Origin of the sequence: Paenibacillus sp. FSL E2-0178, from assembly GCF_038593005.1 — a bacterium.
GTDB lineage: Bacteria > Bacillota > Bacilli > Paenibacillales > Paenibacillaceae > Paenibacillus_AQ > Paenibacillus_AQ phytohabitans.
This window is the reverse complement of record NZ_CP151953.1, coordinates 5,744,794-5,759,482: the sequence shown is the minus strand read 5'-3', so window position 1 is coordinate 5,759,482 and position 14,689 is coordinate 5,744,794. Positions and strand designations below refer to the sequence as shown.

Below are 14,689 nucleotides of genomic sequence, written 5' to 3'. Positions count from 1 at the left end.
AAATTACCTGAGTATTATCGAAGCCAAAATCCCGCTTTGCGGGGTTATTGTACTAATGCTTACTCCGCCTCCGGCACCGCCGCAGTCATCCAGAACTCGAATTCCAGCTGCTGATCTGCAGGGATCCGGTATTCCGGATGCACCGGCGCACCCCAGCTGTCATCACCGCCGACACCCATTTGCTGCGCGGCAATGGTGACAACCGTGTAGTGCACCTTGGGCAGCTCATAAGGATGCGCTGCCTGCTCCAGTTCGAACGCTGTGTATGGCGACAGCGTACATTCCAGCGGCTCTCCCGCAGCCGCCTGAATCTGCAGCCCGCGGCCGCGCTCGTCCGTAATGCGTACCTGGCGTACGCCGGTACGGTTGCCGGACTCCTGCGGCACCAGATAAGGTGACGGCAGCTCCGTCACCTTACGCCGGAAGCGTCCCAGACGCGCTCCATACGCGCGGTCACTGTAATTCTCTTCCGGCCCGCGGGCATACCAGTCCGACTCTCCATAATCGGCGGACATCCGGAAGGACACGGCCACAACCGGCACATCCGGCAAGCCGGCCGCCCCTGTATACACTGTACGGACCCGCAGTTTGCCGTCTGCGTAGACCGTATACTCAAATCGGGTCTTCAGCTCCCGGCTGATGCTGAATTCATAGTCAAAGGTCACCGTGGCCCGGTTCTTCCCGGTCTCAAGCCTTACCGCCGTGCAGCTGCGGGCAAGACTGGCCGCGAACCAGCCGCCTGCGTGGTAAGCAAGCGAAGTTCCCTTATCATTATCTGTGGTTGCCCGCCAGAACAGCGGAGCAGGCGGTGTAGCAATCATCTCACGTCCCCCGTAACAGAGCGACACCAGCGAACCTGCCTGCTTGGAGAACAGGGCAGCGAATCCGCGGCCGGTTACGCCAATGTTCACGTCTCCCTCGATCACCCTGAACTCTCCGGCCGCAGGCAGCATAACATCCTCCAGGTCCGCCGCAGCCTCAGCGGCTTCAATCCGGAAGACATGCTCCCCGTAGGCTGTCTCAAATCCCGCCTCAGCCCACAGCTCCGCTTCCTTCAGCAACAAGCTTACCGCCAGCGTGTACTCTCCCGGAGCTCCTGACACCTCCGGCAGCGCAAGCGGAATTCGTGCCTCTGCCTGCGCCGCAACCGCTACCTCCTGCTGTCCCTTGAAGATTTGCCGCCCTTCCAGGTACAGCCGGAACTCCAGCCGCAGCCCTTCTGTCCCTTCGAACAGATTACCGTTGATGATCTTCACTGCATCCCGTTCCGGTACAAGCCGGATGTTCTGGTAGAGGAACTTCACCTCCTGCATCTTCGGGGTCACGGTCCGGTCAGCGTAGACAATCCCGTTGCCGCAGAAGCTGTAATCCGTCGGCCGGTCATCAAAGTCACCGCCATAGGCCAGATATTCTTCTCCGTATCTGTTTGTGACCACCAGCGCCTGGTCAATATAATCCCAGATGAAGCCGCCCTGATACTGCGGATACCGGCTCTCCAGCGCGATATACTTATGGAGTCCCCCTACTGAATTGCCCATGGCATGCATATATTCACAGCTGATGTATGGCTTATCCGGCTGACCTTCCAGGTATTCTGCAATGTCCGCAGGCTTGGCGTACATCCGGCTCTCCATGTCACTGGTGTCATTGTATTTACGGTTATGGAATACCCCTTCATAGTGCACCAGCCGCCCCGGATCGGTTTTGCGGAAATAATGGGACACATTCAGAATCACCTCACCCGCATACGATTCATTACCGCAGGACCAGATGAGGATGGACGGATGGTTCTTATCGCGCTCCAGCATCGACACTGCACGGTCCATTACAATATCCTGCCACTCCGGTTTATCACCGGGAATGTTCCAGGACGGCTCAACCGCGCCCATCTTTTGCCACGAGCCATGGGATTCCAGATTCATCTCGTCAATCACATAGACACCGTACTCATCGCATAGCTCATACCAGAGCGTCTGATTCGGATAATGTGAGGTCCGCACCGCATTGATATTATTCTGCTTCAGGATGATGATGTCCTTAATCATGTCCTCTCTGGTGATGTTCCGCCCTCTGCGGCTGTTGAATTCGTGACGATTGACTCCTTTGAAAATAATCCGTTTGCCGTTCAGCCGCATCAGCTTGTCCTTCAGTTCAAACACGCGGAACCCCGCCCGTTGCACAATCGCCTCCACCAGTTCTCCGCTGCCATCGAATACAGAGATACAGACGCTATAGAGATACGGATTTTCTGCGCTCCACAGCGACACCGTACCTGCCTCCAGGGTAAAGGCCGCCTTTCCAGCCACAACCTGCCCCTCGGTTTCCGCCACAACGGCACCGGCCGCATCCTTCAACCCGATTTTCACAAAAGCGTCCGCCGCCGTTGCCATGCTAACTTCAGCAGTTAACGTTCCCTCCTGATAGGCAGCATCCAGCCCCGCGTTAATCCGCAGATCCTGCACATGAAGCTCCGGCACCGTATACAGATACACCTCGCGGAAGATACCCGAGAACCGCCAGAAATCCTGATCCTCCAGCCAGCTGCCCGTGCAGCGCTGATAGACTTCAACGGCCAGCTTGTTCACCCCCTCCTGCAAATAAGGGGTCAACTCAAACTCCGCAGGTGTGAAGCTGTCTTCACTGTAGCCGACGAATTGTCCATTAAGCCAGACATAACAAGCCGCCTCTACGCCCTGAAAAGAAATAAAGACCGGCCCGTTCTCCATATTCACCGGAACCTCGAAGAACTTCACATAACTCCCCACCGTATTGCTCTCCTCCGGAATCGCCGGCGGCCGCACAGCATCAAGCCCGTCCCAGGGATACATCGTGTTGGCATATTGCGGCTTGCCGTACCCCTGAAGCTGGATATGACCGGGCACCTGAATGTCCCCCCAGCCTCTGGTATCATAATCCGCCTTATAGAAATCCTGAACCCGGCTGGCCGCATTCACTGCATAGCTGAATTTCCAGTCTCCGTTCAGGGAATGACGCAGCTCCATCGGGGCTTGCCGCTCCGCTTCCTCCATGGTCTTGTAATAACGATGGTCCGAATGCGCTTCCAATCGGTTCACCTTAAAAACCGAAACATCGCTTAACCAGTCCAGACTGGGCTCGTTGCTGAACATTATATTTTCCTCCTTCATGATTTATCCGCAGATTATATTCTCTTCCATGACTTCTTAACCGCTTGCGTCAGCCGTGCACTTTCATTTTACCCCGGGAGCTTCACAGACTCATAGTGCAGGATCACAACTAAGGTGCACATAGCTGACTTTGGGGCATTTGACCCTGGCCTCTTACTGCATCTTAAGCTTTTAGCAGCCGCAAATGGAATAGCATATTTACCGTTTTTACTGGATTATTTATCTGTATATTAAGAGGAACACCCTCCACTCCGCTTTCACGCAAAAAGCCCCAGCTGAGCGGCAACCGCCGTACAGCATGGAGCTTTTATAGTAACAGGTTTAGCCTTTCAGTCTTTCAGCCTATTAGCCTTTAACAACAGCATTAACCTCTTTATACTCGGCCAGCGTCAGCACTTCTCCAAAAATCCCGATATCCCGCAGACCGGAGACATGCATCTCCTCATCCTTGGAGGCGCAGCAGTCGCTGATACACTTGACCTTGTAAGTGTGGTACATCGCATCGGATGCCGTAGAGCGGACACAGACGTTGGTCCATACCCCGGTAACTACAACCGTATCAATCCCCTCCTCACGGAGAAAAAGATCCATATCCGTATAGCTGAACGCACTATGCCGTCTTTTCTGCACGATATAATCGCCTTTATCCGGCTGCGGAGTCAGCTCGGTTATGAAGTCCGATCCCCAGGTGCCCTTAATCGCATGAACCGGCCTAACCCTGAAGTCAGCATCATTCTGCCGGTGCGCCTCCTGTACGAAGATCACCTGAATATCATTCTCGTGGCTGAATTCGATCAGCTCCTGAATTGCAGGCACGATTCCCGTCCCGTTCGGACAAGTCAGCGCTCCATCCGGATGGATGAAATCATTCAGCATATCAATAATTACTACCGCGTGTTTAGCCATTATGTTCTCTCCCCTTCTCCTAGTATTTCAGCAAACGCGGAAGCTCGCTGATCGTCTGCCGTTTCACGAACTCGCCATAGCCCGGTTTACCGACCACACCAAGCTCATCATCGTAGACCAGTGTGCCTCTGACAATGGTTTTATCCACCTTGCCCTTCAGCTTCATTCCGTGGAACGGGGTGTATTTCGGTTTGCAGTGCATTTTCTCTTTATCGAGCGTCCATTCCTTCTCCAGATCGACAATCGTGAAGTCGGCATCGGTGCCGATTTCCAGCGCGCCTTTCTTCGGATACAGGCCATAATGGATGGCCGGATTCGTGCACAGCAGCTCCACCAGGCGGGACAAGCTGAGTCTGCCTTTGTTGTAGCCTTCACTAATCATGATCGGCACCAGCGTTTCTACACCCGGAATCCCCGGGAAGGAAGTCCAGACATCCATGCCCGGCGCATCCTTTTCCGTAGCAATCTCATAGGGGGCATGGTCGGTAGCCATGAAGTCAATTGTTCCGTCCACCAGTCCCTGCCAGAGCGCTTCATTATCTTCCGGACGGCGCAGCGGAGGTGCTATTTTGGCAAAAGTCCCGAACTCCGTCATCGCATCCACCGCATTCAGCGTCAGGTAGTGCGGACAGGACTCCGCTGTCACCTTCACCCCTTTAAGCTTCGCTTCCTTGATCAGCTGATTGCCTGCCGCCGTACTCATATGCACGATATGCAGGCGCGCTCCCGATTCCTCCGAGAAGCTAATGCCCAGCTGGATCGCCGCCTTTTCCGCCAGAATCTTGCGCGCTTCAGCCCATGCCGGGTAACCCATCCGTCCTTCCTTTTTCAGCTTCTGGGTATAGTAATCGCAGATGGCATAGTTCTCAGCGTGAATTCCGATGGGCATTCCAGTTTCGGCTACAGCATAGAAGGCTTCGAGCATCTCAGGGTCCGTCACACGCGGGTAAGATGGCACAGACGGTGTCATATATACTTTAAAAGCAACCACACCCTCAGCAGCCTGCTCCTTCACAATATCCAGCACATCATTGCGTACATCCTCGCCCGTAATCCCGCCCCACATGGCGTAGTCGACGATTCCTTTACCTTCGAGCGCATTCAGCTTGTTATGCAGGTTCTCCACCGAACGTACAGAGGGTACGCTGCAGCAAGGCATATCTACAATCATCGTTACCCCGCCCGCCGCCGCACTGCTGGTTCCGGTAACGAAGTCTTCACGGTGTGTGAACCCCGGATCATTAAAGTGAGTATGCGAATCAATAACTCCTGGCAGCACCAATTTGCCTTGTGCATCAATAATCGTATCGGCCTCCGCGTCAAGATCCTTGGCGAACCCTACGATAACGCCTTTGTTCACCAGAATGTCCGTCAGCACCTGTCTGTCGCCTTGCGGAATACTCGCATTTTTAATGATCAGTTCATAACCCATGAATACACACCTCTTCTTTATGATTTGGTTGAATCCCCACTCTGGCCGGACGAGGCAAGATCAGCTCCACGCTTCTGTACACAACAAAAAACCCAGGGTACAAAAGGCACATAATAGTAAACACTGCCTCACCCGGATACCTCCGCACAGTGAAAAGCAATTCCTATCACATACCTCCTGTAGCCTGGGGCAATTTACGGTCGCCTGGTCGAAACGCTCAAACCAAATTATTGAGCTTATACAAGAGCAAGAGCTTATTTGATTAGTCCATCTGATAAGCAAGCAGCCCGGCAGCATTATGTTATGTAATATTATATAACACAATATCCGGTTTCGGCTTCCTTAAGTACCTTTATCATATCATCAAGAGGCTTTCCGTCAAGATTATAAACCACTTTGTCAAGAAACGGTCAATTTATGTGTTATATAAAATAACATTAACGGACTTTGCATTCCATTATCCCGGATATTCCGCTCTTTCTACTGCCCTTCTATCTACTCTATAAGCAACTTAAGGAAACACGGGAACCCGGTCTCCGCAAGGATTTCAACCCAGTATAAGGCCTAACTCTATTTATAATTCATCTCATTCTTATACCGTTTTCGCTACAAGCTTAAGTACTGGCTGCAGCATTTCCAATCCTTAATTGCAGCGACAATAATCATACGACCCTGCGGCTCAAGATTAAGGTCTGGCTGCTTTCGCTTCATTCTCCAGGGAGGCAAAATAAGCAATTTTGTGATCCACCTTTTGCGCAAAGCTCTGAAAGAATTTAATCTTCTCATCAATATGCACTTTATGCTCCTGCAGCAGTCTGCGCTGATCGGGCAAAGCACTTACCCCTTCTTTCGAAAGCGCAATGAATTGCTTGATATCGGCAATCGCCATCCCTGTATCTTTAAGACAGCAGATTAACGAAATTAACTCCAGATCCTCATCGTCAAAACACCGGTTGCCGTTAACATCTCTTGCCACAACCGGCAATACGCCCTCCCGTTCGTAGTAACGCAGCGTATATTGGCTCAGTCCGCTTTTTTGTGCTATGGTTTTGATGCTGTATCCCATTATTGCAGCTCCCTTCTATCAGCTGGTATCGGTTTCATCTCTTAAAGTAACACCATTTGGTTTCTATGAAAAGCCGCTCTATAAATCTATTGACTTACACCTAACTCTAAGGTCTAAGCTTAACACTGTACCTTCATTTAAGGAGTGAATAATTAATGGTAAAAAGAATTAACGTTGCTAATGGTGCGCTGGAGGTCGCTGAAATCTCCCTGGGCTGTATGCGGATTGCAGATCTGTCACCACAAGAGGCCGATGTACATATTCACAGCGCCCTTGAGGCTGGCATAGACTTTTTTGACCACGCTGACATTTATGCTGCCGGTAAAGCTGAGGAGGTGTTCGGCGATGTGCTGGCTGCAAGTCCGGGCATGCGGGATCAACTGCTGATCCAGACCAAATGCGGGATCCGTAATGGCTTCTTCGACTTCTCCAAAGAGCATATTGTAAGCTCGGTAGAGAACAGCCTGAAGCGCCTGAAGACCGATTATGTCGATGTTCTGCTGCTGCACCGCCCGGACACCCTTATGGAGCCTGAAGAAGTAGCAGAAGCCTTTGATCAGCTGGAGAGCAGAGGTCTGGTTAAACACTTCGGCGTCAGCAACCAGAATCCCCTGCAGATTGAATTGCTGAAAAAGAACGTCAAACAGCCCCTGCTGTTCAACCAGCTTCAGCTCAGCGTAATGGTCACCGGCATGATCGATTCCGGAATCAACGTCAATATGACAAATTCCGGATCAGTTGTCCATGATGGAGGCATCCTGGAGTATAGCCGCCTGCATGATATGACGATCCAGCCTTGGTCACCGTTCCAATACGGTTTCTTTGAAGGCGTATTCCTCGGCCATGAGAAGTTCCCGGAGGTGAATGAAGTCATTAACCGTCTGGCTGCGGAAAAAGGGGTAGCAGATACGGCCATCGCCATTGCCTGGCTGCTGAGACATCCGGCCAAAATGCAGCCGGTGGTCGGTACCACCAACACTAAGCGTCTGCTGGATATCGCCAAAGCTTCGGATATTACGCTTAGCCGCCAGGAATGGTACGAGATCTACCGCGCAGCCGGGAATGTGCTTCCTTAAGTGGGTCTTAGCATCAACATATAAAACATATTAAAACCCGCAACGAATTTGAGGATCTAAGCTCGTTGCGGGTTTTATCCTTAATTTGAGATGGAGTATAAATATAAAAATCCCTCAGGAGTCAGACTCCCAAGGGATTAGTTTCGTAAATTATACCGGCGAGAGGACTCGAACCTCCACGGTTTCCCACTCGATTTTGAGTCGAGCGCGTCTGCCATTCCGCCACGCCGGCATATACATAGAATTAGTTCTAAAAGATAATGGAGGTGCCACCCAGATTTGAACTGGGGATAAAGCTTTTGCAGAGCTTTGCCTTACCACTTGGCTATGGCACCAAAAAAATGGAGCGGACGACGGGAATCGAACCCGCGACCCTCGCCTTGGCAAGGCGATGCTCTACCGCTGAGCCACGTCCGCATATAATGGCTGGGGATATAGGAATCGAACCTATGAATGACGGAGTCAAAGTCCGTTGCCTTACCGCTTGGCTAATCCCCAACATTTGATTTAATAAAATGGGGCGACTGATGGGTCTCGAACCCACGAATGCCGGAACCACAATCCGGTGCGTTAACCCCTTCGCCACAGTCGCCATATAAAGCTTATTTAATTGCAATGCCTTATAACTCTTATAAAATAAATGGGGCGACCGATGGGTCTCGAACCCACGAATGCCGGAACCACAATCCGGTGCGTTAACCACTTCGCCACGATCGCCATATTAAATTTTATAGGATATTACTTGGCAGGGGCAGCAGGAATTGAACCCACACCAACGGTTTTGGAGACCGTTGTTCTACCTTTAAACTATGCCCCTAAAAATGGTGGAGGCTGATGGATTCGAACCACCGAACACGTACGTGAGCAGATTTACAGTCTGATGCGTTTGGCCACTTCGCTAAGCCTCCGAGGATGGTGCCGGCGAGAGGACTTGAACCCCCAACCTACTGATTACAAGTCAGTTGCTCTACCAATTGAGCTACACCGGCATATTAAGTTGTAAAAAATATGGTGGCGCGGGAGGGAATCGAACCCCCGACACAAGGATTTTCAGTCCTTTGCTCTACCGACTGAGCTACCGAGCCGAACATTTCTTCATAAAGATGGCGGAACCGACGGGATTCGAACCCGCGATCTCCTGCGTGACAGGCAGGCATGTTAGGCCAACTACACCACGGTTCCAAATTGGTTGCGGGGGCAGGATTTGAACCTGCGGCCTTCGGGTTATGAGCCCGACGAGCTACCGGGCTGCTCCACCCCGCGTCAATGTTAAAGATCTATTCTGTTAAAGATAGATGGTGGAGGCTGAGGGGTTCGAACCCCCGACCCTCTGCTTGTAAGGCAGATGCTCTCCCAGCTGAGCTAAGCCTCCATATATGACTCGTATGGGATTCGAACCCATGTTACCTCCGTGAAAGGGAGGTGTCTTAACCCCTTGACCAACGAGCCATGCTGTTTAAAATTGTTTTCTCATCCCTATACAGGGAAGTAAAGCTACGGAGAGAGAGGGATTCGAACCCTCGAGACGCTTGTGGCGCCTACACGATTTCCAATCGTGCTCCTTCGGCCAAACTCGGACACCTCTCCATATGGCTCCCCGAACAGGACTCGAACCTGTGACAACTCGATTAACAGTCGAGTGCTCTACCAACTGAGCTATCAGGGAATATACATATCAGGCTTGATCGCCTGAAAACTGAATCCGAAACGAATCTGCGTTCTTCGAAATTTGGATAAGCCCTCGACCGATTAGTATTGGTCAGCTCCATGCATTGCTGCACTTCCACCTCCAACCTATCTACCTCGTCGTCTTCAAGGGGTCTTACTAATTGGGAAATCTCATCTTGAGGGGGGCTTCACGCTTAGATGCTTTCAGCGCTTATCCCGTCCGTACGTAGCTACTCAGCCATGCTCCTGGCGGAACAACTGATGCACCAGCGGTACGTCCATCCCGGTCCTCTCGTACTAAGGACAGCTCCTCTCAAATTTCCTGCGCCCACGACAGATAGGGACCGAACTGTCTCACGACGTTCTGAACCCAGCTCGCGTACCGCTTTAATGGGCGAACAGCCCAACCCTTGGGACCTACTTCAGCCCCAGGATGCGATGAGCCGACATCGAGGTGCCAAACCTCCCCGTCGATGTGGACTCTTGGGGGAGATAAGCCTGTTATCCCCAGGGTAGCTTTTATCCGTTGAGCGATGGCCCTTCCATGCGGTACCACCGGATCACTAAGTCCGACTTTCGTCCCTGCTCGACTTGTTGGTCTCGCAGTCAAGCTCCCTTATGCCTTTGCACTCTTCGAATGATTTCCAACCATTCTGAGGGAACCTTTGAACGCCTCCGTTACTCTTTAGGAGGCGACCGCCCCAGTCAAACTGCCCGCCTGACACGGTCCCCGTACCCGATTAGGGCACTAGGTTAGAACCTAGATACGATCAGGGTGGTATCCCAACGGCGCCTCCGCAGAAGCTTGCGCTCCTGCCTCTACGGCTCCCACCTATCCTGTACAGATCGTACCCAAATTCAATATCAAGCTGCAGTAAAGCTCCATGGGGTCTTTCCGTCTTGTCGCGGGTAACCTGCATCTTCACAGGTATTAAAATTTCACCGGATCTCTCGTTGAGACAGCGCCCAAGTCGTTACGCCATTCGTGCGGGTCAGAATTTACCTGACAAGGAATTTCGCTACCTTAGGACCGTTATAGTTACGGCCGCCGTTTACTGGGGCTTCGGTTCACAGCTTCGGATTGCTCCTAACCACTCCCCTTAACCTTCCAGCACCGGGCAGGCGTCAGCCCGTATACTTCGCCTTGCGGCTTCGCACAGACCTGTGTTTTTGCTAAACAGTCGCTTGGGCCTTTTCACTGCGGCCCCCTCGGGCTATTCACCCTACCGAGGCACCTCTTCTCCCGAAGTTACGAGGTCATTTTGCCGAGTTCCTTAACGAGAGTTCTTCCGCGCGCCTTAGAATTCTCTTCTCGCCTACCTGTGTCGGTTTGCGGTACGGGCACCTTCTCCTGGCTAGAGGCTTTTCTTGGCAGTGTGAGATCATGACCTTCGCTACTACAATTTTCGCTCCCCATCACAGCCCAGCCTTAATGATGTGCGGATTTGCCTACACATCAGCCTCACTGCTTAGACGGACACATCCATCAGTCCGCGTCACTACCCTCCTGCGTCACCCCATCGCTCATAGCGGATTACGGTGGTACAGTAATTTCAAACTGTTGTCCTTCGACTACGCCTTTCGGCCTCGCCTTAGGTCCCGACTTACCCTGAGCGGACGAGCCTTCCTCAGGAAACCTTGGGCTTTCGGCGGATCAGATTCTCACTGATCTTTTCGTTACTCATACCGGCATTCTCACTTGTATGCTGTCCAGCGCTCCTTACGGTACACCTTCAACCTACATACAACGCTCCCCTACCCCAGATGCAAAGCATCTAGCCATAGCTTCGGTGGTGTGTTTAGCCCCGTTACATTTTCGGCGCAGAGTCACTCGACCAGTGAGCTATTACGCACTCTTTCAATGGTGGCTGCTTCTAAGCCAACATCCTGGTTGTCTGTGCAACTCCACATCCTTTCCCACTTAACACACACTTGGGGACCTTAGCTGATGGTCTGGGCTGTTTCCCTTTTGACAATGGATCTTAGCACTCACTGTCTGACTCCCGGCAAGAAGTTAATGGCATTCGGAGTTTGACTGAGCTTGGTAACCCTTGCGGGCCCCGCACCCAATCAGTGCTCTACCTCCACCACTCCATTCACCGAGGCTAGCCCTAAAGCTATTTCGGGGAGAACCAGCTATCTCCGAGTTCGATTGGAATTTCTCCGCTACCCCCACCTCATCCCCGCATTTTTCAACATGCGTGGGTTCGGGCCTCCAGTGCGTGTTACCGCACCTTCACCCTGGACAGGGGTAGATCACACGGTTTCGGGTCTACGTCCACATACTAAATCGCCCTATTCAGACTCGCTTTCGCTGCGGCTCCGGCTTCTCACCTTAACCTTGCATGTTAAACGTAACTCGCCGGTTCATTCTACAAAAGGCACGCCATCACCCATAGATCGGGCTCTGACTTTTTGTAAGCACACGGTTTCAGGTTCTATTTCACTCCCCTTCCGGGGTGCTTTTCACCTTTCCCTCACGGTACTGTTTCACTATCGGTCGCCAGGTAGTATTTAGCCTTAGCAGATGGTCCTGCTGGATTCATACGGGGTTTCACGTGCCCCGCACTACTCGGGATCCGTCTCGGAGAGAACACAGTTTAGGCTACAGGGCTTTTACCTCTATCGCGGGCCTTTCCAGACCTCTTCGCCTACCATATTCCTTTGTAACTCCATGTGAGACGTCCCACAACCCCAAGGGGCAAGCCCCTTGGTTTAGGCTGTTCCGCGTTCGCTCGCCGCTACTGACGGAATCACTATTGTTTTCTCTTCCTCAGGGTACTTAGATGTTTCAGTTCCCCTGGTCTGCCTCTACATTTCCTATGTATTCAGAAATGAGTAACTGCGAATTACCACAGCTGGGTTTCCCCATTCGGACACCCCCGGATCAAAGCTTGCTTACAGCTCCCCGAGGCAGTTTCGTTGTTCGCCACGTCCTTCGTCGGCTCCTGGCGCCTAGGCATCCTCCGTGTGCTCTTATTAGCTTAACCGTCACTCCGGTGTTTCGCTTGCTTGCTCCTCTTGTTTTGAATGCCGCTCATGGATTGCTCCATTCACTAACACATTCAAAGCCAAAGGTCGCTGCACAATCGAAAACCTTCGTTCTGCACTAATAACTATTTCAACTTGCTTACACAAGTTTCAGCTAAAAGATGTTCTAAAACGCAAATTCGTTTCGGTATCCAGTTTTCAAGGATCAAGGTGCTGAAGTTTCGGTACAATCACGACTGTGATGTTCGAAAATTCAGACAGTTAAAGATGAGAGCTTAAACTCTCAAAACTGACCAACGAGTGAGTGTTTGAACCCTAAGGTTCGTTGTGGAAGCTTTAGCTTCCGATTTGAATGTCACCGTTGCAGGTGACGATTCTCCATAGAAAGGAGGTGATCCAGCCGCACCTTCCGATACGGCTACCTTGTTACGACTTCACCCCAATCATCTACCCCACCTTCGGCGGCTGGCTCCCTTGCGGGTTACCCCACCGACTTCGGGTGTTGTAAACTCTCGTGGTGTGACGGGCGGTGTGTACAAGACCCGGGAACGTATTCACCGCGGCATGCTGATCCGCGATTACTAGCAATTCCGACTTCATGCAGGCGAGTTGCAGCCTGCAATCCGAACTGAGACCGGCTTTGCTGGGATTGGCTCCACCTCGCGGTTTCGCTTCCCGTTGTACCGGCCATTGTAGTACGTGTGTAGCCCAGGTCATAAGGGGCATGATGATTTGACGTCATCCCCACCTTCCTCCGGTTTGTCACCGGCAGTCACTCTAGAGTGCCCAGCTTAACCTGCTGGCAACTAAAGTCAAGGGTTGCGCTCGTTGCGGGACTTAACCCAACATCTCACGACACGAGCTGACGACAACCATGCACCACCTGTCTCCGATGCTCCGAAGAGGGGCACTATCTCTAATGCTTTCATCGGGATGTCAAGACCTGGTAAGGTTCTTCGCGTTGCTTCGAATTAAACCACATACTCCACTGCTTGTGCGGGTCCCCGTCAATTCCTTTGAGTTTCAGTCTTGCGACCGTACTCCCCAGGCGGAGTGCTTACTGTGTTAACTTCGGCACCAAGGGTATCGAAACCCCTAACACCTAGCACTCATCGTTTACGGCGTGGACTACCAGGGTATCTAATCCTGTTTGCTCCCCACGCTTTCGCGCCTCAGCGTCAGTTACAGCCCAGAAAGTCGCCTTCGCCACTGGTGTTCCTCCACATATCTACGCATTTCACCGCTACACGTGGAATTCCACTTTCCTCTTCTGTACTCAAGTCACCCAGTTTCCAGTGCGACCCCAGGTTGAGCCCAAGGTTTAAACACCAGACTTAAATGACCGCCTGCGCGCGCTTTACGCCCAATAATTCCGGACAACGCTTGCCCCCTACGTATTACCGCGGCTGCTGGCACGTAGTTAGCCGGGGCTTTCTTCTCAGGTACCGTCACTCCGGTAGCAGTTACTCTACCGGACGTTCTTCCCTGGCAACAGAGCTTTACGATCCGAAAACCTTCATCACTCACGCGGCATTGCTCCGTCAGGCTTTCGCCCATTGCGGAAGATTCCCTACTGCTGCCTCCCGTAGGAGTCTGGGCCGTGTCTCAGTCCCAGTGTGGCCGTTCACCCTCTCAGGTCGGCTACGCATCGTCGCCTTGGTGAGCCGTTACCCCACCAACTAGCTAATGCGCCGCAGGCCCATCCCCAAGCGGCAGATTGCTCCGCCTTTCATTCTCTCTTCAGGAGAGGAAAGAAATTATCCGGTATTAGCTACCGTTTCCGGTAGTTATCCCAGTCTTGAGGGCAGGTTGCCTACGTGTTACTCACCCGTCCGCCGCTAAGCAAGAATGAAAGCAAGCTTCCATTCAAACTCCGCTCGACTTGCATGTATTAGGCATGCCGCCAGCGTTCGTCCTGAGCCAGGATCAAACTCTCCAAATTGTATTTAGAAAGAGCGATTGCTCATTTTGAAACATCTGACGAGAATTTTCATTCTCACGATGAGATTTCTAAAGCGTACAAGACGCTATGAAACTCATCTATTTCGGAAGTCACTTTCGTGATTTCCCACTCACTCGTTGTTCAGTTTTCAAAGATCAATGTCTCATCTTTTGTCGCCGTTATTTGTTTCAGCAGCGACCTTTATAATATATCACAGCGCCCTCGTTTTAGTCAACCTTTTTTTTGATTTCTTTTTTCGGCTGATTTACGACTGCTTTGCAGCGCATCGTTATGTCAGAGGGACGAGTTATAATTTATCACATAAGTTGCGTCCTAGTCAACCCTAAATATTCCCCTCATTATCTGCGCTCATGCAGCAAGGACAAATAAAAAAAGAGAGTACACTACCTCTCTCCATCCTCCTGCTTATTTTTCTATTATAGGTCTATTCATATCCGTGGA

The 14,689-nt window shown here is 51.7% G+C and carries 5 protein-coding genes, 16 tRNA genes, 2 rRNA genes and 1 riboswitch; of the genes, 1 reads left to right on the top strand and 22 read right to left on the bottom strand.

Features of this window, described 5'->3' with window-relative positions; genetic code table 11:
- Nucleotides 1-59: 59 nt before the first annotated feature.
- The 4 genes from MHI42_RS25235 to MHI42_RS25220 all read right to left on the bottom strand — a co-directional run bounded on the left by MHI42_RS25235 (nt 60) and on the right by MHI42_RS25220 (nt 6,550).
- Nucleotides 60-3,128, bottom strand: a complete 3,069-nt coding sequence (locus MHI42_RS25235; RefSeq protein WP_342420985.1) for a glycoside hydrolase family 2 TIM barrel-domain containing protein — start codon at nt 3,126-3,128, stop codon at nt 60-62.
- Nucleotides 3,129-3,491: 363 nt separating this feature from the next.
- Entirely contained in the window at nt 3,492-4,052 is a 561-nt protein-coding gene (locus MHI42_RS25230) for an isochorismatase family cysteine hydrolase (RefSeq protein ID WP_076247773.1), read from the bottom strand.
- 19 nt (nt 4,053-4,071) lie between these two features.
- Complete coding sequence (allB, locus tag MHI42_RS25225; RefSeq protein ID WP_342420984.1) at nt 4,072-5,484, bottom strand: allantoinase AllB; 1,413 nt, start codon at nt 5,482-5,484, stop codon at nt 4,072-4,074.
- 160 nt (nt 5,485-5,644) lie between these two features.
- Nucleotides 5,645-5,748, bottom strand: a riboswitch (purine riboswitch).
- Nucleotides 5,749-6,169: 421 nt separating this feature from the next.
- Nucleotides 6,170-6,550, bottom strand: a complete 381-nt coding sequence (locus tag MHI42_RS25220) for a MerR family transcriptional regulator (RefSeq protein ID WP_042139976.1) — start codon at nt 6,548-6,550, stop codon at nt 6,170-6,172.
- A 155-nt stretch (nt 6,551-6,705) separates the two neighbouring features.
- Here MHI42_RS25220 and MHI42_RS25215 point away from each other — a divergent pair, with 155 nt between their 5' ends.
- On the top strand, nt 6,706-7,626 hold the full coding sequence (locus MHI42_RS25215; RefSeq protein WP_342420983.1) for an aldo/keto reductase: 921 nt from the start codon (nt 6,706-6,708) through the stop codon (nt 7,624-7,626).
- 153 nt (nt 7,627-7,779) lie between these two features.
- Here MHI42_RS25215 and MHI42_RS25210 read toward each other — a convergent pair.
- From MHI42_RS25210 to MHI42_RS25125, 18 genes are all read right to left on the bottom strand, one after another.
- A tRNA-Leu gene (locus tag MHI42_RS25210) sits at nt 7,780-7,858 on the bottom strand.
- Nucleotides 7,859-7,887: 29 nt separating this feature from the next.
- Nucleotides 7,888-7,961, bottom strand: a tRNA-Cys gene (locus tag MHI42_RS25205).
- 7 nt (nt 7,962-7,968) lie between these two features.
- Nucleotides 7,969-8,043, bottom strand: a tRNA-Gly gene (locus MHI42_RS25200).
- Between the two features lie 6 nt (nt 8,044-8,049).
- Nucleotides 8,050-8,124 (bottom strand) — tRNA-Gln (locus MHI42_RS25195).
- 18 nt (nt 8,125-8,142) lie between these two features.
- Nucleotides 8,143-8,218: transfer RNA gene (locus tag MHI42_RS25190), tRNA-His, on the bottom strand.
- Between the two features lie 49 nt (nt 8,219-8,267).
- Nucleotides 8,268-8,343 (bottom strand) — tRNA-His (locus MHI42_RS25185).
- A gap of 26 nt (nt 8,344-8,369) precedes the next feature.
- Nucleotides 8,370-8,443, bottom strand: a tRNA-Trp gene (locus MHI42_RS25180).
- Nucleotides 8,444-8,448: 5 nt separating this feature from the next.
- Nucleotides 8,449-8,534 (bottom strand) — tRNA-Tyr (locus tag MHI42_RS25175).
- 5 nt (nt 8,535-8,539) lie between these two features.
- A tRNA-Thr gene (locus MHI42_RS25170) sits at nt 8,540-8,615 on the bottom strand.
- A gap of 20 nt (nt 8,616-8,635) precedes the next feature.
- Nucleotides 8,636-8,711 (bottom strand) — tRNA-Phe (locus MHI42_RS25165).
- Nucleotides 8,712-8,730: 19 nt separating this feature from the next.
- A tRNA-Asp gene (locus MHI42_RS25160) sits at nt 8,731-8,808 on the bottom strand.
- A 4-nt stretch (nt 8,809-8,812) separates the two neighbouring features.
- Nucleotides 8,813-8,889, bottom strand: a tRNA-Met gene (locus MHI42_RS25155).
- Between the two features lie 33 nt (nt 8,890-8,922).
- A tRNA-Val gene (locus MHI42_RS25150) sits at nt 8,923-8,998 on the bottom strand.
- 5 nt (nt 8,999-9,003) lie between these two features.
- A tRNA-Glu gene (locus tag MHI42_RS25145) sits at nt 9,004-9,075 on the bottom strand.
- Nucleotides 9,076-9,123: 48 nt separating this feature from the next.
- A tRNA-Ser gene (locus MHI42_RS25140) sits at nt 9,124-9,213 on the bottom strand.
- A gap of 3 nt (nt 9,214-9,216) precedes the next feature.
- A tRNA-Asn gene (locus MHI42_RS25135) sits at nt 9,217-9,292 on the bottom strand.
- Between the two features lie 63 nt (nt 9,293-9,355).
- Nucleotides 9,356-12,284: ribosomal RNA gene (locus MHI42_RS25130) — 23S ribosomal RNA — on the bottom strand.
- A 385-nt stretch (nt 12,285-12,669) separates the two neighbouring features.
- Nucleotides 12,670-14,227, bottom strand: a 16S ribosomal RNA gene (locus tag MHI42_RS25125).
- Together the 16S and 23S rRNA genes with 16 tRNA genes alongside form the textbook arrangement of a ribosomal RNA operon.
- Nucleotides 14,228-14,689: the final 462 nt, after the last annotated feature.